This is a genomic window from Actinomadura sp. GTD37 (assembly GCF_041951365.1).
Taxonomy (GTDB): domain Bacteria; phylum Actinomycetota; class Actinomycetes; order Streptosporangiales; family Streptosporangiaceae; genus Spirillospora.
Genome location: NZ_JBGNUS010000005.1, coordinates 244657 through 265548, shown reverse-complemented (window position 1 = coordinate 265548; position 20892 = coordinate 244657). Strand labels below are relative to the sequence as shown.

24 protein-coding genes are annotated in these 20892 nt (G+C 72.0%); 12 read left to right on the top strand and 12 right to left on the bottom strand.

Annotated elements, in window-relative coordinates:
- The first annotated feature begins 15 nt into the window (after nucleotides 1–15).
- Nucleotides 16–345 (top strand): hypothetical protein, encoded by a 330-nt coding sequence (locus tag ACA511_RS25835; RefSeq protein WP_375027188.1) that lies wholly within the window; start codon nucleotides 16–18, stop codon nucleotides 343–345.
- 51 nt (nucleotides 346–396) lie between these two features.
- Here ACA511_RS25835 and ACA511_RS25830 read toward each other — a convergent pair whose 3' ends face one another.
- From ACA511_RS25830 to ACA511_RS25815, 4 genes are all read right to left on the bottom strand, one after another.
- A complete protein-coding gene (locus tag ACA511_RS25830; RefSeq protein WP_375027187.1) occupies nucleotides 397–1287 on the bottom strand; it encodes a hypothetical protein in 891 nt (296 codons plus the stop codon).
- Nucleotides 1288–1599: 312 nt separating this feature from the next.
- Nucleotides 1600–2220, bottom strand: coding sequence for a dihydrofolate reductase family protein (locus ACA511_RS25825; protein ID WP_375027186.1), 621 nt, complete (start codon nucleotides 2218–2220; stop codon nucleotides 1600–1602).
- A 6-nt stretch (nucleotides 2221–2226) separates the two neighbouring features.
- Nucleotides 2227–2727 (bottom strand): SRPBCC family protein, encoded by a 501-nt coding sequence (locus ACA511_RS25820; protein WP_375027185.1) that lies wholly within the window; start codon nucleotides 2725–2727, stop codon nucleotides 2227–2229.
- A 3-nt stretch (nucleotides 2728–2730) separates the two neighbouring features.
- The gene (locus ACA511_RS25815; protein WP_375027184.1) at nucleotides 2731–3072 is read right to left on the bottom strand and encodes an ArsR/SmtB family transcription factor; all 342 of its coding nucleotides are present in this window, start codon (nucleotides 3070–3072) and stop codon (nucleotides 2731–2733) included.
- Between the two features lie 87 nt (nucleotides 3073–3159).
- On the opposite strand from ACA511_RS25815, the gene ACA511_RS25810 reads away from it, so the two are divergent.
- The 3 genes from ACA511_RS25810 to ACA511_RS25800 are packed head-to-tail and all read left to right on the top strand — an operon-like array spanning nucleotide 3160 to nucleotide 5019.
- Nucleotides 3160–3468: an ArsR/SmtB family transcription factor gene (locus ACA511_RS25810; RefSeq protein ID WP_375027183.1), complete on the top strand. Its 309-nt coding sequence runs from the start codon at nucleotides 3160–3162 to the stop codon at nucleotides 3466–3468.
- Nucleotides 3465–4604 carry an ACR3 family arsenite efflux transporter gene (arsB, locus tag ACA511_RS25805; RefSeq protein ID WP_375027182.1) on the top strand — a complete coding sequence of 380 codons (1140 nt, stop codon included), beginning with the start codon at nucleotides 3465–3467 and terminating at the stop codon, nucleotides 4602–4604. The genes ACA511_RS25810 and arsB overlap by 4 nt, the downstream gene beginning before the upstream one ends.
- Nucleotides 4597–5019, top strand: coding sequence for an arsenate reductase ArsC (locus tag ACA511_RS25800; protein WP_375027181.1), 423 nt, complete (start codon nucleotides 4597–4599; stop codon nucleotides 5017–5019). Before arsB ends, ACA511_RS25800 begins: the two co-directional genes overlap by 8 nt.
- A gap of 156 nt (nucleotides 5020–5175) precedes the next feature.
- On the opposite strand, the gene ACA511_RS25795 is transcribed toward ACA511_RS25800, so the two are convergent.
- The 4 genes from ACA511_RS25795 to ACA511_RS25780 all read right to left on the bottom strand — a co-directional run bounded on the left by ACA511_RS25795 (nucleotide 5176) and on the right by ACA511_RS25780 (nucleotide 7861).
- Nucleotides 5176–5595: a hypothetical protein gene (locus ACA511_RS25795; RefSeq protein WP_375027503.1), complete on the bottom strand. Its 420-nt coding sequence runs from the start codon at nucleotides 5593–5595 to the stop codon at nucleotides 5176–5178.
- Nucleotides 5493–6062 (bottom strand): amidase family protein, encoded by a 570-nt coding sequence (locus ACA511_RS25790; RefSeq protein WP_375027180.1) that lies wholly within the window; start codon nucleotides 6060–6062, stop codon nucleotides 5493–5495. The genes ACA511_RS25795 and ACA511_RS25790 overlap by 103 nt, the downstream gene beginning before the upstream one ends.
- Nucleotides 6063–6398: 336 nt before the next feature.
- Complete coding sequence (locus ACA511_RS25785) at nucleotides 6399–6860, bottom strand: DUF6069 family protein (protein ID WP_375027179.1); 462 nt, start codon at nucleotides 6858–6860, stop codon at nucleotides 6399–6401.
- The gene (locus ACA511_RS25780) at nucleotides 6857–7861 is read right to left on the bottom strand and encodes an RNA polymerase subunit sigma-70 (protein ID WP_375027178.1); all 1005 of its coding nucleotides are present in this window, start codon (nucleotides 7859–7861) and stop codon (nucleotides 6857–6859) included. The genes ACA511_RS25785 and ACA511_RS25780 overlap by 4 nt, the downstream gene beginning before the upstream one ends.
- A gap of 51 nt (nucleotides 7862–7912) precedes the next feature.
- Here ACA511_RS25780 and ACA511_RS25775 point away from each other — a divergent pair, with 51 nt between their 5' ends.
- Nucleotides 7913–8080, top strand: a complete 168-nt coding sequence (locus tag ACA511_RS25775; RefSeq protein ID WP_375027177.1) for a hypothetical protein — start codon at nucleotides 7913–7915, stop codon at nucleotides 8078–8080.
- Here ACA511_RS25775 and ACA511_RS25770 read toward each other — a convergent pair.
- Nucleotides 8065–8490 (bottom strand): hypothetical protein, encoded by a 426-nt coding sequence (locus ACA511_RS25770; RefSeq protein ID WP_375027176.1) that lies wholly within the window; start codon nucleotides 8488–8490, stop codon nucleotides 8065–8067. The two genes, ACA511_RS25775 and ACA511_RS25770, sit on opposite strands and share 16 nt — an antisense overlap.
- Nucleotides 8491–9014: 524 nt before the next feature.
- Between ACA511_RS25770 and ACA511_RS25765 the strand changes: the two genes are divergently transcribed.
- The 5 genes from ACA511_RS25765 (at nucleotide 9015) to ACA511_RS25745 (ending at nucleotide 15262) form a co-directional block, all read left to right on the top strand.
- Nucleotides 9015–9860, top strand: coding sequence for a hypothetical protein (locus tag ACA511_RS25765; RefSeq protein WP_375027175.1), 846 nt, complete (start codon nucleotides 9015–9017; stop codon nucleotides 9858–9860).
- A 112-nt stretch (nucleotides 9861–9972) separates the two neighbouring features.
- Entirely contained in the window at nucleotides 9973–10965 is a 993-nt protein-coding gene (locus tag ACA511_RS25760; protein ID WP_375027174.1) for a glycoside hydrolase family 43 protein, read from the top strand.
- A 72-nt stretch (nucleotides 10966–11037) separates the two neighbouring features.
- Nucleotides 11038–11547, top strand: coding sequence for a peptide-methionine (S)-S-oxide reductase MsrA (gene msrA, locus ACA511_RS25755; RefSeq protein WP_375027173.1), 510 nt, complete (start codon nucleotides 11038–11040; stop codon nucleotides 11545–11547).
- Between the two features lie 87 nt (nucleotides 11548–11634).
- On the top strand, nucleotides 11635–14064 hold the full coding sequence (locus tag ACA511_RS25750; protein WP_375027172.1) for an Imm49 family immunity protein: 2430 nt from the start codon (nucleotides 11635–11637) through the stop codon (nucleotides 14062–14064).
- Nucleotides 14065–14212: 148 nt separating this feature from the next.
- Nucleotides 14213–15262, top strand: a complete 1050-nt coding sequence (locus ACA511_RS25745; RefSeq protein ID WP_375027171.1) for an LLM class flavin-dependent oxidoreductase — start codon at nucleotides 14213–14215, stop codon at nucleotides 15260–15262.
- 87 nt (nucleotides 15263–15349) lie between these two features.
- On the opposite strand, the gene ACA511_RS25740 is transcribed toward ACA511_RS25745, so the two are convergent.
- Nucleotides 15350–16150, bottom strand: coding sequence for an SAM-dependent methyltransferase (locus ACA511_RS25740; protein WP_375027170.1), 801 nt, complete (start codon nucleotides 16148–16150; stop codon nucleotides 15350–15352).
- 130 nt (nucleotides 16151–16280) lie between these two features.
- On the opposite strand from ACA511_RS25740, the gene ACA511_RS25735 reads away from it, so the two are divergent.
- Entirely contained in the window at nucleotides 16281–18812 is a 2532-nt protein-coding gene (locus tag ACA511_RS25735) for a molybdopterin-dependent oxidoreductase (RefSeq protein WP_375027169.1), read from the top strand.
- Nucleotides 18809–19738, top strand: a complete 930-nt coding sequence (locus tag ACA511_RS25730; RefSeq protein WP_375027168.1) for an FAD binding domain-containing protein — start codon at nucleotides 18809–18811, stop codon at nucleotides 19736–19738. Before ACA511_RS25735 ends, ACA511_RS25730 begins: the two co-directional genes overlap by 4 nt.
- An 8-nt stretch (nucleotides 19739–19746) precedes the next feature.
- Here the strand turns inward: ACA511_RS25730 and ACA511_RS25725 are convergent, their stop codons facing one another.
- Both ACA511_RS25725 and ACA511_RS25720 read right to left on the bottom strand, forming a co-directional pair.
- Complete coding sequence (locus ACA511_RS25725) at nucleotides 19747–20499, bottom strand: DUF4386 domain-containing protein (protein ID WP_375027167.1); 753 nt, start codon at nucleotides 20497–20499, stop codon at nucleotides 19747–19749.
- A 98-nt stretch (nucleotides 20500–20597) separates the two neighbouring features.
- Complete coding sequence (locus ACA511_RS25720) at nucleotides 20598–20801, bottom strand: hypothetical protein (protein ID WP_375027166.1); 204 nt, start codon at nucleotides 20799–20801, stop codon at nucleotides 20598–20600.
- Nucleotides 20802–20892: the final 91 nt, after the last annotated feature.

The following is a 20892-nucleotide window of genomic DNA, read 5'->3' as shown; positions in this document are numbered from 1 at the left end:
CCGTGAGGAACCGCCATGCCCCGAGGCGTGCTGATCGTCGAATCGCGTCCCGCTTCCCCCGCGGAGCTCTCCGCCTACCACGACTGGTACGACAACAAGCACATCCCCGAAGTCCTGCGGCTGGAGGGCTTCGTCGCCGCCCGGCGATTGGAGTCCCTCGACGGCGAGACCTTCACCGTGATCTACGAGATCGACGGCGACGTCCAGGCGGCCCGCGCGGCGCTGAACCGGGCGCAGGCGTCCGGAGCGATGTCGCGGCCGGAAGGCGTGCAACTCGACCCGCCCCCGGCGGTCCGCTTCCTCCGCGAGACCAGCGTCCGCCCCACCCCGCGACATGCTCCGTGAGTTCGAGACCTCAGACGTGCACCGGCCAACGGGGCCGCTTCGCCTGGTCGCTCAGCTCGCCGTCCTGTAGACGAAGCCCTCGATCGATGTCACCGTCTCGGCGCGGTTGTCGCGGTGTCGCATGCAGTACCGCGTGGGGTACCAGCCCGAGCGCTCATACGCCCGCGGCAGCTTCATCGGAACGCAGCGGTCGTCGATGGCGCCGCTGCGCAGCCCGTTGTACTGAGTGAGGTTCACCATCGGCTCGTAGAAGGTGACCCTGCCGTTCCAGGTACCGTAGATGAACGAGGACGTGAATTTCGCCCCATGGAATTCGGGGGCGGTTGTGTCGACCAGGTGGTTGCCCATTCCCGGCTCGACGGCGTCCGTGTCCTTGTAGTCGGGGTGCAGGTACTTCGCGGCCGGGAGGACCTTGCCCTTGCGGTAGTCGTCGCAGTTGGTGAGCTGCGGGCACGGCCCGGGGCGGATCGCCAGACGCTCCGCTTCGGGATTCATGTAGAAATGGACGTCGAAGTGCGCCACGTCCCATACGTGGGGAGGCATGTGCCCCATCGGATTCCAGTTGGCCAGGACGTAGGTGAACGGCGAGTCGACCCTCTCCCTGAACTCCGGGTTCAACCGGAGGGACCTCTCATGCCCGCCCGTGCATTCACGGTGCTGGTCGACGGCGCCGTCGCCGTCCTTGTCGTAGCACCAGATCCCGCTCGTGGGCGGTTCGTACGGAAGACCGTCGTAGGTACTGTCCTTGGCGAGGAGCCCGATGACCAGCGGGGTCTTCCCCTTCGTCTGCGAGAACGCGGTGAGCCTCCCGTTCCCGAGGGACGCGCTCTGCCCGTACTGGGCACAGGGCCCGGGGTAGGACGGCGAACGGGCGAGCAGCCCGCCGACGACCCGCTCCGGCACCTCCACGGTCTTCTCGACACGCGGGTTGCTCTGCGGCACCGCGCAGACCGTGACACGCGAGTCGGCGGCCCCCATAGCGGGATTCGCACCGAATGCGACCGGCAATCCCGTGAGCAACAGAAGCCCGGTTGCTCTACGGCTCCGCAAGACCGTCCGCCGACCCAAGAAAGCCATACCCGCTCCCGGTAGTCACCCTAAGAAATCACCAGCCGAAGCCAAGAATTCAAAGGGCCCGCTTCCTCTGTCAAGCGCACTGGCGGGGGCCAGGCCGTGTCAATGAAAGACTTTTACCCGAGGCGGCGGCAGGGCCGCGCCGGTTCGCCGCGGCCCTGCCGGTCTTCCGCCGTCCGCCTACCGCGCCCGGACGGTGTAGGTCAGGTGCGCCACCCTCGGGGAGGGCTCCGCGCGGACCTGCTCCAGGGCCACGCGGCCCGCGTCCACGCCCTCGAACAGGCGGACTCCGGAGCCGAACAGCACGGGCGACAGCGCGATCGTGAACTCGTCGATCAGGCCGGCGTTCACGTACTCCAGGATCGTCGCGCCGCCGCCGGCGATGCGGACGTCCCGGTCGCCGGCGGCCTCGCGGGCCTGGTCGAGCGCCGCCTCGATGCCGTCGTTGACGAAGTGGAAGGTTGTCCCGCCCGGCCGCTCCCAGGGGTCGCGCTTCTCGTGCGTCACGACGAAGACCGGCGTGTGGAACGGCGCCTCCTCCGGCCACATCCGCTCGCCGGCGTCGAACATGCGCTTGCCCATCACGCTCGCGCCGGTGCGCTCGAACGTCTCCCGCACGATGTCGTTGTCGCGCCCCTCCTCACCGCCCTCCCCGAGCTTCAGGTTCTCCCGGAAGAACCGCTGCGGGAACACCCACCGCTGCAGTTCCATCCATTGCCGCCCCATCAGCTCCTCGCTGGTCTCGGGCGCGATGAACCCGTCCAGCGACATCGACACGCTGAAGAACACCTTTCCGGCCATCAGTTCTCAGCCCCCCTTCCGGACGATCTCGGTGACGTAGGCGGCCAGGTTGCCCAGGGTCTGCCGGCCGGCCTCGACCGCGTGGTACTTCTCGACCGCCTCGTCGCGCAGCTCCCTGGTGGGGAACACCGTGCGCATCTCGATCCGCGTCGCCGCACCGTCGGGCTCGAACGTCAGGACCGACTCGAAGGCGTTCGGGTCGTCGCGGGACTCGCCGTGGAGCAGGGCGATCCGCTCCGACGGGGCGATCTCGGTCCAGGAGATCCACTCGGAGTAGTCCGTCCCGTCCGGTCCGTGCATCACGAAGTCCCACTCGCCGCCGACGCGGAACTCGAACGCCTGTGTCGTGGTGCTGAACCCCTCCGGGCCCCACCACTGCGACAGGTGCCGCACCTCGGTGAACGCCTCGAAGACCAGCTCCCGCGGGGCGTCGATGACCCGGGAGATGACGATCTCGCGGTCGGCCGCCGCGGACTGCGCCGGCGCTCCTCGTCCTGTCGTGCTCATCGGCTATTCCTCCTGCCTTGCCTGCTTCAGGTCCTGCACGTACGCGTCCAGCCGGTCGAAGCTCTCGTTCCAGAACCGCTCGAACCCGCCGGCCCACTCGTGGACGGGCCGCAGCCCGCGGGCGTCGAGGCCGTACAGGCGCTGCTTGCCCGCCCTGCGGTCGCGCACCAGCCCGACCTCGCGGAGCACCCGCAGGTGCTTGGACGCTCCCGGCTGGGTCATTCCCAGCTCCCGGGCCAACTCGGTCACCGGGCGCTCGCCCGCCCGCAGCAGCACCAGGATCTCCCGGCGCTGCGGCTCGGCGATCGCGTTGAAGACGTCCGACGTCGTCGCTGCTCGTGCCATGCTCCCAATCATATGCCCATATCGGCATGTGTCAATCCGGGAGGGTCGGGCGCGTCCTGCCCGGACGCCATGTATCATCCACGGGTGATGTCAGTTGAGACTGATGTGTTGAGGCTGCTGGCCGACCCGCTGCGTGCGCGGATCGTGTCGCTGCTGGCGGTGGAGGCGTTGTGCAACTGCCACCTCGTGGAGGAGACCGGCGCCAGGCAGACCAACATCTCCAACCACCTGCGGGTACTGCGTGAAGCCGGGCTCGTGGACACCGAGCCCTGCGGGCGGTTCACCTACTACCGGCTGCGTCCGGAGGCGCTGGAGCACCTGGCCTCCGAACTGGGCGCGTTGGCGGCCGCCGCCCGCGAGGCCCGGTCCCTCCGGCGGAAGAGGCCCTGCACGTGACCGGCACGCAGGAGGCGGGCGCCGCCACGCGTCCGGGGGAAGCGGGGGTGGTCGCCGGGCTGTCGACCCTCGACCGGTTCCTGCCGGTGTGGATCGTCGCGGCGATGGCGCTGGGACTCGGGCTCGGACGCGCCGTCCCCGGACTGGACGACGCGCTGGCCGAGGTCGAGGCCGGCGGGATCTCGCTGCCGATCGCCCTCGGCCTGCTGGTGATGATGTACCCGGTGCTGGCCAAGGTCCGCTACGACCGGCTGGACACCGTCACCGGCGACCGCCGTCTCATGCTCGCCTCGCTGCTGCTGAACTGGGTGGTCGGGCCCGCGCTGATGTTCGCGCTGGCCTGGCTCCTGCTGCCGGACCTGCCCGAGTACCGCACCGGTCTGATCATCGTCGGGCTGGCCCGCTGCATCGCCATGGTCGTCATCTGGAACGACCTGGTCTGCGGCGACCGGGAGGCCGCCGCCGTCCTGGTCGCCCTCAACTCGGTCTTCCAGGTCGTCGCGTTCGGCGTGCTCGGCTGGTTCTACCTGCGGGTCCTGCCCGGGTGGCTGGGCCTGGCGACCGACGAGGCGGACTTCTCCGTCGGCAAGATCGTGGTCAACGTGCTGGTGTTCCTGGGCGTCCCGCTGGCCGCCGGCTACCTCACCCGCCGCTTGGGTGAACGCGCCCGCGGCCGCGCGTGGTACGAGGAGCGGTTCCTGCCCCGGATCGGCCCCGTCGCGCTGTACGGGCTGCTGTTCACCATCGTCATCCTGTTCGCCCTCCAGGGCGACACCATCACCGGCCGGCCCGCCGACGTCGCCCGCATCGCCCTGCCGCTGCTGGCCTACTTCGCGCTCATGTGGGGCGGGTCCTTCGCTCTCGGACGCGCCGTCGGGCTGCCCTACCCGCGCACCGCGACGCTCGCCTTCACCGCCGCCGGGAACAACTTCGAGCTGGCCATCGCCGTCGCCATCGGCACCTTCGGCGTCGCCTCCGGGCAGGCCCTGTCGGGCGTGGTCGGGCCGCTGATCGAGGTTCCGGTCCTGGTCGGTCTGGTGTACGTGTCGCTGTGGCTGCGCCGCCGGTTCCAGCCCGACCCGCCCACCGCCGCCGACCGGCCCGGCCCCGGACAGCGAAGGAACGCCGATGACTGATCAGGCCCGCTCCGCCAAGCCCAGCGTCCTGTTCGTCTGCGTGCACAACGCCGGACGCTCCCAGATGGCCGCCGCCTACCTCACCCACCTGGCCGGAGACCGGATCGACGTCCGCTCCGCCGGGTCCGCGCCCGCCGACCGGGTCAACGCGGCGGTGGTCGAGGCGTTGGCGGAGGAGGGCATCGACATCTCCGCCGAGACGCCCAAGGTCCTCACCGTCGACGCCGTCCAAGCCTCGGACGTGGTCATCACCATGGGCTGCGGCGACACCTGCCCGGTCTTCCCCGGCAAACGCTATCTGGACTGGACCCTCGACGACCCCGCCGGACAGGGCCTCGACGCCGTCCGCCCGATCCGCGACGAAATCCGCAGGCGCATCGAAAGCCTGGTCGGCGAACTGCTGCCGGAGAGCTGAAGACAACGGGGCATGGCCAAGCGCGGGGCGTGTGCTCCTGCTCGGTCTGGCCGGGCCAGAACCGGCCCGTCACGGACGCGCGGTGGCGCGCCCCGGCCGCCTGACTCGGCGGCCAGGGCGGCTTCGGCCGCCTGACTCGGCGGCTATCCGCACATGTCAGCGCCTCCTGACGGAGATCCGGGGGGTCCGGTGGTCCCAGGGCATCGCCTGCTCCAGCCGGTCCGCGATCCTGAACAGCAGGTCTTCCCGCCCGTAGGGCGCGATGATCTGCACGCCGACCGGCGGCCCGCCGTCGCCTCCGCCCAGCGGCAGGCTGATCGCCGGCTGACCCCTGAAGAACGCGCCCACCGACCGGGTCACGCGGTTCTGCGCGCCGAACGCGGCCATCATGTCCAGCGCGCTGTGCTCCTTCGCGACTCGCAGGAGCTGCCTGGAAACCGCTTCCAGCCTGGCCGGGTCGGGGCGGCTGGGGCTCAGGAGCAGAGCCGAAGCGCACGCCACCGCCGTCGCCGTCGTGCATTGCATGACGGCTTCCCAGTCGATGACCGGCCGCGCCTCCGTGACGGCGTGCCCCATCTGCTCCAACGTCCGGCCGACTCGGACCGTCGCCCACGCCCCGCTCCAGATCCCATGGATTTCGCGTCGGCCCGTATCTGACCGATTCGGTGGAGAAGCTGAGCGTCATCTCCGGCACGGTGGTGAGTGCCCAGGGTGACCAGTCCGGCGGCCCGGAACCGGGCCATCAGACCGCTGTCGTGCCGGGCGGTCGCGCCTTGCAGGGCCCGGCTTCCGAGGGAGAACGGAATCCCCTTCGCCACCGGCCCGTGGTCCTTGATGAGGAACGGGACCCCGGCGAAGGGCCCGTCCGCGGCATGGTCGAGCGCCGGGCTGAACAGCGGCAGCGCCAGGCCGTTCACCTCGGCGTCCGCCGCGGCCAGCGCCTCGCGCGCCACGGCCTCCACCTCGTCGGCGGTGACCTCTCCCGCCTTGATCAGTTCGCGGAGCCCGATCGCGTCACAGCGCGCGTACTCGTGGAGTTGCATGAGAAGTCCTTCTGGGACGTCATGGACGTCCGTATCGATCACAGAAGGATTCGGTGTCGCCCGAATCCCGTCGCTCATTCGGGTCGGCGTCGCTCGGTGAACCGAGTCGCCGTTCCGGCAAACGGCATCGACAAGGGGACGGTCTCGACCGGGCCTTCGGCTCCGGGACCGTCCCCTTTCAGGGATCGAGGTACTTCTACGCTCGCAACATTGGTCTCAGCCTCACAGAGGCCGTTCGCCGCCGTCAACCGAAATATCAGGGACTTTCTGTAGTCGGGCACTGCGAGTTCAACCCGGTGGCGCTCTTGCGCCGCGCGTTGTGCTTTTGCGGGCGCGTCAATCGGTCCGGGTGCGGAGGCTCCGCGCCAGGGCGGGGATCATCACCGTCGCGGCGACGAGGTGGAGCCCGAGGAGGGCGGTGACGGTGGCGGTGCTCGCCCCGGAGAGGAAGGGCGGGACCAGCGAGACCACTGTCAGTGGCACCGCCGTCCCCACGAATCGCTCGGCGGGGCGAGCGCTCCAGCGAAGAAGGGCGACGGCGATGCCGATGCCCACGACCGAGAAGAAGCCGGTCACCACGGCGATCCCGGACAACGGGATCGACTCGCCGCCCTCGGGGGCCTCGAAGTCGACGCCGGCGGCCTGGGCGAGCGCGGCGGCGAGGGTGGTGGCCGCCATCGCCGCGAGCGCGGCGATGAAGCCGGCGCCGGCGAGCCCGCGGAGTCGACGGGGGCGGCCCGATTGAGGGCCTGCGACGATCCCGGTTTCGTTCATGCCGTCCATGTCGTCCTCGGTCATTCGGGCGTAGGGGTGTCGGCCGGGAGGCGCTCCGGCAGCCCGAGGCGCAGGAACTGGTCGTCGTGGAACGTGACGATCTCGGTGATCGCCCCGCCGGTGACGCGCAGCACGTCGACGGTCAGCGGCAGGTACGCGCCCTCCCGCTGCCGCCAGAGGTAGAAGGCGACGGCGGGCTGCCGGTTCACCGCGGTCTGGACGGCGCGCAGGCCCTCCATGCCCTCGAAGCCGTCCTCGACCCAGTCGTTCACCACCGCGTCGCGGCCGACCCGCAGGCCCGGCGTGGGCGGCATCGAGCACCGGACGTCGTCCCGCAGCAGTGCGGCGAGCGCCCCGACGTCCGTGGCCACGCTGGCGTCGGTGAAGCGGCGCACGACCTCGCGCGTCCCGGCGTCCTCCTCGCCGCCGGCCCAGTCCTGCCGCTCGGCGGGCAGGTGCTCCCGCATGCCGGCGCGGGCCCGCTGCAGCGCGCTGTTCACGGAGTTGACGGAGTCCCCGAGGAGCCCCGCGACGTCCTTCGCCGGCCAGCCGAGGACGTCCCGCAGGATCAGCACCGCCCGCGGGCGCGGCGCGAGGTGCTGGACCGCGACCAGGTACGCGAGCTCGATCGTCTCCCGCGCGACGGCGACGGCCTCCGGCTCGTCGGCGTCGCCCGCGGGCAGCTCGTCGAGCAGCCGGTCCGGGTAGGGCTGCAACCACGGCACCTCGCCGCCGGTCGCGGGCTCCGGACGGCGCTTGGCGAGCAGGTCGAGGCAGGCGTTGGTGGCGATCCGGTACAGCCAGGCCCGGAACGTCGAGCGCCCCTCGAAGGTCTCCCGCCGCCGCCAGGCGCGCAGGAACGTCTCCTGCACGGTGTCCTCGGCGTCCTCGAACGACCCGAGCATCCGGTAGCAGTGCACGTGCAGCTCCCGCCGGTGCCGCTCCGCCAGACCCGAGAACGCCGGCTCGCCGACCTCGCCCAGACCGCTCACGCCCAGCTCCTCCAACCGCGTGTCCGCACTCATCGCGTCATCCTCTCGTCCCGTCGTATCCCGTCGTAGGTATGACGGCCGCGGGTGCGACAACTCATCACCGAGCCGTCCGGCATGGCGCATCCCGTGGCGGAGCACGGCGCGCGGTACGGCGAGGAGGACGCGCCCGGGGGAGCGGGCGCGCCCTTGACCGCGCGGGCGGTCAAGGGCGCGGATCCCGGACGCGGGCTCTGCCGTCAGCCGCTGCCGTAGACGCCGAAGTCGGTCAGGTGACCGGCGCCCTCGCAGTTGCCGCCGAACTTCCAGTACCCCGGGCCCTGCTTCGGGCCGTACCGCGTGCTGCCGTCGCTGCACGTGGTGTAGGCGCCGTACTGGCCCGAGTCGATGCGGACGTTGGCGCCCCAGGCCATGTCGTTGCTCCAGACGCCGTCGTAGGCATAGCCCTTGAGAGCGACGCGCCCGGCGGCGGTCTGGCCCTTCAGGGACTTCATGCCGGGCAGGGTCTGGCGGTCCTTGAGGACCTTCGCCGCGCCCTGGGTGGCGGTGGGCTCGGGCTTGGCGGCCGCCGAGGCGGTGGCGCCGGCGGTGGCCCCCATGACCAGCAGGCCGGCGGCGGCGGTGGTGGCCAGCCCGCGGCCGACCACTTTCGCGTTGAGGTGCATGACGTTCTCCCATCCGTCCCGCTGCTTCGGGCAGCGAGACCCTTGTGTCCGGCGGCCCGAACGGGCCGACGCGTCGGGCGGGCCCGCTCACGGCCGGGGTTCGTCGCCCCGGCGGCGGAGACCGGCCGGCGCCCTGGGAAGAGGAAAGCCCGGTCGTGAAGGTGTCCAACAGGGCGCTGGACGGGCTCGTCCGCCCTCGTCCGGGCCGCGGCCGGGAGCGGACGGAGGACGGCCACGACTGGACACGGATAGTCACCGCTCGGACACTGTCGGACAGGATTAGGGGATAATCAGCATCGGGACAGCGGATAACACGAGCGCAGAGGTCTGGCGTGACGATCAGCGATGATCCAGAAGCATCCCGGGGCGTAGGCCGGTCCGAGCTGGACTCGGTGGCGTGCACCGAGGAACTCGCGAGGCTGCTGGCCGAGCAGTACGCGCGGGCCGATGTGTCGCTGCGGGAGTTGGAGCTGCGGGCGAACAGGGCGGGCGGGACGCGGCTGCCGCGGGCGACGTGTTCGGACATGCTCGCCGGCCGCAGGTTCCCCAAGAAGGCGGTGATGGTGGCCTTCCTGCGGGCGTGTCACGTGCCCGAGGAGCAACTCCCCGACTGGCAGCGGGCATGGGAACGGGTGAAGATCTCCCAGGTCTCCGCTGCGCAGGTCTCCGCTGCGCAGGTCTCCATGGCGCAACCCTCCGGAGCGGAACAGGACGGACCCGCCCCCCGGGACTCTTCCGATGAGCCCGAGGCCGGCTGCGCTACGGCGAGCCGAGACGGTCGGCCGGTCATGGGCAAGCCCGTCCGAGACCGGAAACGGGCCCGGCGCCGCATCGGACTGCCGATCGGGCTGGCCGCCGCCACGGCCCTGGCCACCGCCATCGGCCTCCTGGTGCTCCACGACGGGGGCCCGCCTGTCCGGCGCCTGACCGACGACGGCCGTGCGTTCAGCAGAGGTGGGTCGAGCCGGTTCGTCGTGACGGTCGATCCGGCCCATACCGAGATACGGCTGACCCGCCGTCTTGACGCCATCATCGCGGGGCAGACCGCCACCGTCACCGTGGACGGGGCCCTGGCCGCGGTGTGGCAACCCCTGCACGGGGGACCCCGGATCTGGAAGGACCAGAGCGTCGTCCTCCCGTCCGCGCTGACCGCGGGCCGCCGTCGGCTCGCCATCACCAACACGTTCGTGTCCTCGGAGCTGGACTTCAACGAGTTCACCTACTTCGTCGACCAGAAGGTCAACGGCGTCTGGTCCCGGGCCGACACCGTCGACGTCGGCACAGACCACCCCGGCAGCGAAGCCGGACATCACTACCGCATCACCAATCAGACCTGGGTCGGAACGCGCCGCCTCAGCTACCGGGAATGAGGTACGCCCGCACCCGCGGCGCACACCGCCCGAGGCTCCCGCCCGGCGCGCGTACGGCATGGCGGGCCAGCCCTCGAGACTCGACCGTCCCTGAATCCAGTAGGAGAGCGTGATGCGATCGTCCGGCCGTACCGTGCTGCTGGTCACCGTCCTCATGGCGGCCATGGCGGCCATGGCGCACGTCGGCCCGGTTCTGGCGGCGGACACGGTGCGTCCGAGGGCGGTCATCGCCGCCGACTTCCCGGACCCGGACGTGATCCAGGCCGGGTCCACCGTCTATGCCTACTCCACGAGCAGTCCGGCGGGCACGGTTCCGGTCGCCGGCGCGCCGTCCGCCTCCGGACCGTGGACCATGCGCGGGGACGCCTTGGCCGCCCGGCCGTCCTGGGCGACGGAAGACGGCGGTTTCTGGGCACCGGACGTCTCCCGGCGCGCGGACGGCCGGTACCTCATGTACTTCACCGCCCCGAGCGCTGCGACCACTCCCACGCGCATGTGCATCGGCGCGGCCCTCTCGGCCGGGCCGCTCGGCCCGTTCCGGCCCGTCGGCGACGGTCCCCTCGTCTGCGACGCGAGCGAGGGCGGCGACATCGACCCGGCGAGCTTCGTCGACACCGGCGGAAAGAGGTATCTGCTCTACAAGAACGACGGGAACGCGCTGAACAACGGCACCCCGTCGATCATCTGGCTGCAGGAGGTGCACGCCGACGGGATCACCGTCACCGGCCCCCGCAGGGAATTGATCCGCAACGACCGCGCTGACGAGAACGGCGTGATCGAGGCACCGGTACTGATCAAACGTCCTACCGGATACGTGCTGCTTTACTCGGGCGGCTCATATTGCGGCGACGGATACTTCACGGGCTACGCTGCTTCCCCCTCGCTCACGGGGCCTTTCCGTAAGGCGTACCGGCCGCTGATGACGACCGGAACCTTCGGCGGTGCTGTGCGGGGCCCCGGCGGCGCCGACGTGCTCGGCGACCGCATCTTCTTTCACGGCTGGGTGGGGGACTGCCCCGGAAAGGGAGCGCGCTGGACGTACACGGCCGGCCTGGGCTGGGCGGACGACCACCCCGTCGTGCGGGGGGAGCCGGGGGCGCCATGAGGTCGAGGCCGACGGAATAACGCTGGTGCGATGCCTGCTGTAGCGACCGACGAAGCACACGAGGGAGAGAACATGGCAACCGAGAGGGCACTGCTCGCAGGTGGCTGTTTCTGGGGGATGGAAGAGCTGTTCCGCCGGCAGCCCGGCGTGGTCTCCACGCGGGTCGGCTACAGCGGCGGCGACGTGCCGAACGCCACCTACCGCGACCACGGCTCCCACGCCGAGACCATCGAGGTCGTCTACGACCCCGACCAGACCGACTTCCGGGCGCTGCTGGAGTTCTTCTTCCAGATCCACGACCCGACGACCGTGAACCGGCAGGGCAACGACATCGGCATGAGCTACCGCTCCGCGATCTTCTACACCTCGGACGAGCAGCGGACGGTCGCCGAGGACACCATCGCCGACGTCGACGCCTCCGGCCTGTGGCCGGGCAAGGTCGTCACCGAGGTGACCGCCGCGGGCGACTTCTGGGAGGCCGAGCCGGAGCACCAGGACTACCTGCAGAAGTACCCGAACGGCTACACGTGCCACTTCCCCCGCCCCGGCTGGAGGCTGCCCAAGCGGGCCGCCCGAGCCTGACGCGGCGGGACGGGCGCGCCCGCGGCGCCGTGGGTCCTGGTGGGAAAAGGGCTCCGGGTACGCGTGCCGTGGGCGATGATCGCTCCCATGTACGAGATCACGTCCCATCAGGTCGAGCGGACGCGTGTCGACCGGGCGCTCACCGACATCGGGCGCCGGATCTTCAGCCGCTGGCACGCGATGCGGTGGGGTGACGACGTCTCCCCCGAGGCGTTCGCCGGGGTCTGCGATGAACTGCTGGACCACGTCGCCGCCTGTTCCCTGGGCGACCCGGCGCTGGCGAGCGCGGAGGCGCGCAAGGCCCTGCGGACCGCGGCGGAATGCGCGGCGGCCGTTCTGGACCGCAGGCTCTGGCCGAACGGCGACTTCGACGTCGACTTCCCCGTCGTCACCCTGTCCGACGGCCCCGCGAGGCTCACCAGCCCCGACACGTCCTACTCGATGGCCCGGCCGCAGACGCCGCCTGTCGCCGAGTGGGTCAGGTCGTTCGCGCTGTGCCTGATCAGCAGCGCGTTCGAGGTGCCGTGGCGGCGCGGCATCGTCCTCAAACTCGACATCGCGCCCGTGATCGACGCCGCGCTCGCCGATTCCGCGGCGGCGCTGGCCATGATGGACGCGCTGGCCGGCTACCTCGTCGACGGCGACGTCCCGCCGCTGGTCGTCAAACCCGATCCGCGGGCCCGCGCGCGGGCCGCGCTCCGGCTGGACGAAGCCGGCCCGCTCACCGGCGACGAGCGCCTGCTGCGCGTGCTGCTGGAGGACGACCGGCGCGCCTTCGAGGAGGCCCTGGCCGCCCGGCTGGCCGAGTACCGCGACGGCGTCGGCGACGACCCCGAGCCCAGGTCGCTGCTTCCCCTCACCGCCCTCGCCCTGGCGAATCTGGCCGTCTTCGCGCACGGCTGGCCGCTGGACGTCCGGTCCGGCTATCTGCCCGAGGGCCTCCTGCTGGAGCCGCCCGCCGATGAGGCGCCGGCCGGGACGCGGCCGGTGCCCGTTCCGTCCCGGCACAGCCTGCCCGATCTCGACGTCCGGCTGCGCGACGCCGACGTGCTGGAACCGGCGGAGGGCCTGCGGCTGCTGGAGCGGCTGCTGGAGGCGCGCACCGGAGCCCCGGACCCCCGCCTGACCGCCCCGCCCGGCGACGCCGCCCGGCTGGTGGCGATGTGCGGCGGATCCCCGGACGCGATCGAGGTGATCGCCGCGCTGCTGGCCGTCCATCCCGGTCTTCCTCTCGCGGACGCCCGGACGCGGCTTGCGGAGGCCGGCGGGTCCGGCCCGGTCGAGACGGTCGTCCGGTACGCCTACGGCCGCCTCGGCGATGTCCAGCAGCGGGTGCTGCGGCTGATGACCCTCGATCCCGGCCCCGCGATCTCTACTTCCGCCCTCGCCGCTCTCACCGCGCTGCCGGAATCCCGGGCCCTCGCCGCCGTGGAGGCGCTGGCTCAGGCGCGCCTGGTGGAGGCGGGGGAGCCGTACGGGCGGTGGCGGCCGCACGCCCTCGTCCGCGCGCACGTCTCCGCCCTCCCCGCCGCGGACGGGGACGACGGCGCGCTCGCCCGGCTGCTGGAGCACTACCGGGCCACCGCCGTCGCCGCCGACCGCCGGCTCCGCACCGGCGTGGCCGACCGCAGGCGGAGGTTCCCCGGCCGGGACGACGCGCTGGTCTGGCTGGACACCGAACTGCCCAACCTGATCGCCGCCGCCCGCACCGCCGTCGACACCGGCCACCCACGCGTCACCCGTGACATCGCGCTGGCCCTGAGCGAGTACCTGAGCCTGCGGCGCCGCTTCACCGACCGGCTGGACGTGTCCGCCCTCGCCCTGGAGGCGGCCCGCGGGGCCGCGGACCAGCCCGCCCTGGCCGCCGGACTGAACGCGCACGGGATCGCCCTGCGCGATCTGCGCCGGTTCGAGGAGGCGATCGCCGCCCACACCGAGGCCGCCGAGATCTCCGGCCGGACCGGCGACCGGCTCGGCGAGGCCGTGGCGCTGAACAACCGCGGCAGCGCCCTGCGCTGCACGGGGCGGTCCGAGGAGGCGATCGCCGCGCACACCGGCGCCGCCGGCATCTACCGCGAGATCGGAGACCGGAGCCGTGAGGGCCTGGCGCTCAACAACCTCGGGATCGCCCTGCGCGATGTCCAGCGGTTCGAGGAGGCGGTCACCGTCCTCACCGAGGCCGCCGAGATCTTCGGCCGGACCGGCGACCGGCGGCGGGAGGGCCTGGCCGTGAACAACCTCGGCGGCGCCCTGCAGAAGGTGCGGCGGCTGGACGAGGCGATCGCGGCGCACACCGGCGCCACCGGGCTCTTTCGCCAAGCCGGCGACCGGCACGGCGAGGCCACGGCGTGGCACGGGCTGGGCTTGGCGCTGCACGCGGCGGGACGACCGGAGGACGCCGCCTCGGCGACGGGGAAGGCGGCCGCGGCCTACCGCGACGCCGGCGACGACCACGGGCACCAGCGAACCCTGGCCCTGCTGGAGCGGATCCGAGCCCATCAGGGCGACGGAGGGTGACCGCATACGCGGGGCTCAGGTGGACGACTTGACTTAAATCGGGAAATGTAGCGGAAAGTCACTCCTTGGCCACGGTACAGCACCTAGGGTCGTGCGCATCCCCGAGAGAACGTGCGCGAGGGTGCGCACGGCAAGGAGACGTTTCCCTGTGAAGTTCAGCTACGCCATGCTCCCCGACTATCCGCTTTCGGAGTCGATGGCCTCGATCGAGCTCGCCGACGAGCTCGGGTTCCACGCGGTGTACGCGGCCGACGAGCCGTGGCACAAGGACCTGTGGCTGCTGTTCGCCGCGGCCGCGGCGAACACCTCGCGGATCCGGCTCGGCCCGTCGGTGTCGGCGGTGACGCTGCGCGAGCCGTCGCTGATCGCCCAGGCCGCCGCGACGCTGGACGAGCTGACCGGCGGCCGCGCCGAGGTCGTGCTGGGCAGCGGCAACTTCGGCGTGCTCGCCCAGTACAAGATCGACTGGACGAAGACCAAGCCGCTCAGCCGCGTCAAGGAGGCCGTCGCGGTCGTCCGGACCCTGCTGGACGAGGGCTCCATCACCCGCGACGGCGAGTTCTTCTCCTACGACGGCCTGTTCACCTTCGCCCGTCCCGTCCAGGAGCGGCTGCCGGTCAAGATCGGCGCGATGCGCGGGCCGAAGTCGTTCGAGGCGGCCGGGGAGCTGTCCGACGGCGTCCACCACGCGCTCAGCTACTCCCGCGCCGCCTACGAGTACGCGGTCGAGCACGTCAAGGCGGGCGCCGAGCGCGCGGGCAAGGACTGGCGGACGCTCGACATCGGCGCCTGGGTCGTGTTCGCGGTCGGCCCGGACTCGGCGGCGGCCAAGGAGGCGGCCCGCAGCATGGTCGGCCTGTACGCCTCGGCGATGCCGCCCGAGCAGCTGGTGCGCAACGGCGTCGACCCGGCGGACATGGCCCCGATCATCGAGGCCATCGGCGCGGGCGACCTGGCCAAGGGCATCGAGATGACCAGCCCGGAGATCACCGAGAAGCTGTCGCTGGCCGGCACCCCGGACGAGGTCCGCGCCAAGATCGCCTCCGAGATCGCGCCGACCGGTGTCAACCACATGATCTGCGCCATCACCGACCCCGGCCTGGTGAAGTCCTTCACCGGCCGCGACCTGACGGGCGTCCCCGACGTCAACGGGCAGCTCCGCCTGATCCACGACCACCTGATGCCCGCGTTCGAGTAACCCCGGCCGCGCTCGTGGAAGCGGGGCTGTGCGGACCGTTGCCCGCACGGCCCCGCGACACGTCCATCGCGATGGACGGTCGTGCGGTCACTTGACGGCGACGCCGCCGTAGACCCAGGCGCCGCCGCTCGCCGCGGCCTCGGCGGCGTCGGCGTGCCACCGGTTGACCTTGACCAGGCCAGGTTCGACGAGGGCGAGGCCGTTGAACAGGCGCAGGATCCGGTCGTGGTCGCGGAAGACCATGGGCGCCGAGGCGTTCTCGTAGGCGGACTCGATGATCTCGACGAGGTCGGCGGGGCGGTCGTCGAGGGTGCTGTGGGACAGGACGAGGTGGCTGCCGGGCGCCATGCGGTCGGTGAAGGCGGCGACGATGCCCGCGGGGTCCTCGGCCTCGGTGACGAAGTGCAGCATGGCGTTGAAGATGACGCCGACCGGGCGGTCGAAGTCGATGAGGCGGGTCACCGCGTCGGAGGTGAAGACGGTCTCGGGGGCGCGCATGTCCGCCTGGAGCGCGGCGGTGCGGTCGTCGGCGGCCAGCAGGGCGCGGGCGTGCACGATGACGATCGGGTCGATGTCGACGTAGACGACGTGGGCGTGCGGGTGGACGCGCTGGGCGATCTCGTGGACGTTGCCCTGGTTCGGCAGTCCCGCGCCGAGGTCGATGAACTGGTCGATGCCCTGCTCGGCGACGTGGGCCACGGCGCGGCCGAGGAAGCGGCGGTTCGCGCGCAGGGCCTCGACGCCGTCCGGGATGGAGGCGATGAGGTGGCCGGCGAGCTCGCGGTCGGCGGCGTAGTTGTCCTTGCCGCCGAGCACGTAGTCGTACATGCGGGCCACGTTGGGGGTGGTGGGATCGATCCCCTGCGGCACGCCTGGCTCTTGCGTCACCGGTGGTTCCCGTCTGCCGTGGTGGTGGGTCGTCATTAACGATCATAGATGGTGAGATCTTGTGTAAGTGGTGATTTGCCGAGGTCGTTGTGCCACGATGGCGCTGATCCGGCCCTCGCATGGAGCGCGAATGGAATTCAGCCTTAACGGCAAGCTCGTCGACGTCGGCGCCGAGCCCGAGGAGACCGTGGCGCAGGTGCTGCGGGAGCGGGCGGGGCTGACCGGGACCAAGGTCGCGTGCGGCACGGGCGTGTGCGGCGCCTGCACCGTCCTGGTGGACGGGCGCACGGCGGCGAGCTGCCTCATGCCGGCCGGCGCGGCGGCGGACCGCGAGGTCACGACCGTGGAGGGCCTCGGCGGCGACCATCCGGTGCAGCGGGCCTTCGCCGCGCACGACGCGCTGCAGTGCGGCTACTGCACGCCGGGCTTCGTGGTGGAGGCGGCGGCGTTCATGGACCGGTGGCGGGCCGAGCACGGCACGGCCGAGCCGTCCCGGGAGCAGATCGCCGCGGCGCTGGCCGGTCACCTGTGCCGCTGCGGAGCGTACGCCGGCGTCTACGCGGCGGTCGCGGCGGCGTGCGCGGGCGAGCACGACGACGGCGGCGAGGGCGCGGCGGCGCCGGTGCGCGTGGAGGCCCTCAGCAAGATCACGGGCGCGGCGCGGTACACGGCGGACGTCGTCCTGGAGGGGCAGCTCGAAGGTGTGATCGTGCGGTCGCCGCACCCGCACGCGAAGGTGGGGGAGATCCGGTACGACGGCCCGCTGACCGAGCTGCTGCCGCCGGACCGCGTCGTCCGGTACGCGGGCCAGCCCGTGGCCGCGGTCGCCGCGCCCACCAGGGCCGAGGCGCTGGCGGCGGCGGCGCGGGTCGAGGTGGACTACGCGGTGCTGCCCGCCGTGCTCTCGGCGGAGGACGAGACCGTCGTCTACCCGACCGGGGAGTCGCGCAAGGGCGCGCCGCGCGCGAACGAAGGCCCGCTCGCGTCCGCCAAGTGGAACGGCAACGTGCGCGGACCCGCCTCCATGAGCTGGCGCGGCGGCACGGCCGTGAAGCGCATCGGGAAGGCCCGGGACGACGGCGGCCGAACCCTGGTGGAGGCCACCTTCACGACCGGCGTGCAGGCCCACACCTGCATGGAGCCGCACGGCTGCGTGGCCCGCTGGGACGGCGGCGATCTGCATCTCCACGTGTCCACCCAGGCCGTGACCCGCGTCGCCGAACAGGCGGCCAAGCGCTGGAAGCTCCGCCCGGAGCGGGTCCACATCGTGGCCGAGCACGTGGGCGGCGGCTTCGGCTCCAAGGTCAACGTCACCTCGGACGTGGTCGCGGCCGTGGAGCTGTCCCGCCTGCACGGCGCGCCGGTCCGGGTCGTCCTCACCAGGGCGGAGGAGCTCGTCGACGGCGGCACCCGCCCCGGGGTGCGCATCGAGCTGGCCCTCCTCGCCGACGCGGGCGGCGGGCTGTCCGCGTTCACCATGGACGCCCACGGCGACTCCGGCGTCTCCATCGGGTCCAACGCCGCCTGGCACTCGCGGTTCTTCTACGGCAACGCGCCCCGCCGGATCCGCGACTACGACCACGTCACCAACCGCGCGCCCGGCATCCCGTTCCGCGGCCCCGGCCTCCCGCCGATGCTGTGGGCGCTGGAGCAGGGCGTGGACGAGATGGCGCTGCGCCGCGGCGAGGACCCCATCGCGCTGCGCCGCCGCTGGGACGGCAACGCCAAGCGCCACGCGCTCTACGACAGGGCCTCGGACCTGCCCATGTGGCGCGACCGCGCGGATCCCGGCGACGGACGTCTCCGCCGGGGCGTGGGCGTCGCGGCCGCCAACTACATGTACTTCCTCGACCCCGGCACCAAGGTCGCGCTGACGGTCGAGCAGGGCGCAGTGGTCGCCCGCATCGCCGTCCAGGACATCGGGACCGGCAGCCGGACGGTGATCGCCGAGGTCGTGCGGTCCGCGCTCGGCCTGCGGCGCGGCCAGGTGCGCGTCGAGCTCGGCCGCAACGAGCACGCGTACGGGCCGACGTCGGCCAGCAGCTGCACCACCCCCTCCGTCGCCCCGGCGGCCGAGGACGCGGCGCGCCGGCTCCGCAAGGCCCTCGGCGCCCGCTCGCTGGAGGAGGCCGAGGGGCTCCGGGTCGTCGGCAGGCGGCCCCGGGACCGCCGCGGATACGTCACGCCCTTCCCCCTGGACCACTTCGCCATCGGCCGGGGCTTCTCGGGAGCCGTCGTCGTGACGGAGGTCGAGGTGGACACGCTGCTCGGCCGCGTCCGGCCGACCCGCGTCTGGTGCGGGGTGGCCGCCGGCCGCGTCTACGTCCCCCGGCTGGCCCGCAACCAGTGCGAGGGCGGGGTCGTCCAGGGCATCGGCTACGCCCTGTTCGAGCAGCGCCAGGAGGACCCGGCGACCGGCACCGTCCTGACCGCGAACCTGGAGGACTACCGCATCCCCGGCATCGCCGACACTCCAGAGATCGACGTGTACTTCCATACCGAGGGCTGGGACCACGTCCCCGGACGGGGCGTCGGGCTAGGCGAGATCTGCACCGTGGCCGTCGCCGCGTCGATCGGCAACGCCGTCCGGCACGCCACGGGCTGGCGCCCGCACGACCTGCCCGTCCGGCCCGACCGGCTCCTGGAGGGGATCGGCACGTGACCACCATCGAGGCCGCCGCCGAGGCCGTCCGCGCCACCGGCGGCGAGTTGCGCGCCGGCGGCACCGACGTCATGACCCGGGCGGACCGCCCGCCGGTCGACCTGCTCGGCGTCCCCGGCCTGGGCGGCGCCGAATGGCGACCGGACGGCTCCGCCCGCATCGGCGCCCTCACGACGATCGCGGGCCTGCTCGCCGACGACCGCGTGACCGCCGCCTATCCGGCGCTCGCCGCCACGGCCGCCGCCGTCGCCACCCCGCAGATCCGCAACGTGGCGACCGTCGGCGGCAACCTCCTCCAGCGCAACCGGTGCTGGTACCTGCGCAGCCCCGCCCTCACGTGCCACCAGACGGGCGGCGACACCTGCCCCGCCCGCGAGGGCGCCCACCTCTACTCGGCCGTCATCGACCAGGGCCCGTGCGTCGCCCCCCACCCGTCCTCGCTCGCCGTGGCCCTCCTCACCTACGCCGCCACGGTCGAAGTGCACGGACGTCCCGCGCTGGGCATCGCCGAACTGTACGGCGACGGCGGCGACCCGACACGCGACCATCGGCTGGAGCGCGATGAGATCCTCCAGGCCGTCCTCATGCCCGTGCCGACACCGGGCGAGCGCGCCGCGTACCGCCGCGCCACGGCCCGTGAGATGGCGGAATGGCCCCTGGCCGAAGCCGCCGCGCGCCTCACCCTCGACGGCGGCACCGTCACCAGCGCGGCGATAGCGGTGGGCGGAGTGGCCCGCACACCCCTTCTCCTTCCCGAAGTGGCCGAAGCCCTGATCGGCAAGCCCGCCACCGAGGAGACCTTGGCGGCCGCCGCGGACCTGGCGACCGCACGTTGCCGTCCCCTGCCCCGGAACGCCTACAAGGTCGCCCTCATGCGGGCCATCCTGCTCGACGTCCTCACCGCCTGCTCGGCACCGCCGAGGTAAGGCATCGCTCACGCCGCGTCGGGCCCTCGTGAGGTCTCGGGGGCTGTTTCTGTGATGAGTGGGACGGAGCGGAAGCCTTTGGTGACGAGCCAAATGCCGAGGGACGCTTCCCAGACGATTTCCGGCGCGGTGAACAGGAAGTTCACCGGGGACTGCTGGTCGTAGGCGCCGAACAGGACCGCGGTCGCGGTGGCGCAGGCGAGAGGCCCTCCGATGAGGCCGATCAGCGCCATGGGGCGCGGCACGAGGCCCGACCGGTACATCAGGTGGCCCAGCAGCAGCCCGTTGCCGAATCCCGCGCAGAAGGCGGGGCCGAGCAGGAATGTCTGGTCCTTCAACGCCACCAGCGATTGGCCGATCAGAACGGCGTCGGCGCCGTCCCCGCCCGCAATGTCCTGCCGCAATGTCACGACGGCGAGCACGCTGACGATCCCCATCACGATGACGGTCGATTCGAGGATCCGCGTGCCGAAGTAGCCGAGGGCGATGCTCTCGCTCTGCCGTTTCAGGATCGGGAACAGCACGACCGCGGTGGCGATGTTCGCGATGGCGGTGAGGATCTCCAGGAGGGCTCCGATCCGCACCTGCGCGTCCTCGCCCGCTCCCAGGATGTAGTTCGCGTCATTGAGGACCGGGTCGTACAGCAGCACCGCCGGGATCGAGAAGACGAAGGTGAGGATGAACCAGGCGCCGGCGATCCTGGCGGTCCGTTGAACGGCGTCCGCCGAGTTCTCCGGCATGCGGGATCTGGTCGTGTTCACGTGACTCCCCAGGGCTGTGGATCGTCCCCGCCCGAGTGCCGGGGTAGTGGTAGGGAACCACGTTGCGGGGGCGCTGTCCCCGTCCTCCAGTGGCCGGTTCAAGCCGCAGGCGGAGAGCCTTTCTGGAAGAGTGCGGCGCCTTCTCGGTCCAGCCAGGCGTCGAAGTCCATCAGACCGGGGTGGAGTTCGCGCAATGCGGCGATGTCGGCCTGCCGGCCGCCCTGGTGCTGGGCGAAGTCGTAGCCCGCACGCGCGTCGGGATCGGCGCCGCCCTGCACACCGGTCGCCCCGGTCACCAGCACGTCCGGAAAGGTCGGCGCGCTTACCTCCATTGGTCTCGGGCGTCGGAGAACTGGCGGCCCGCCCCATGGCCGGGCCCGCACGAGAGCAAGT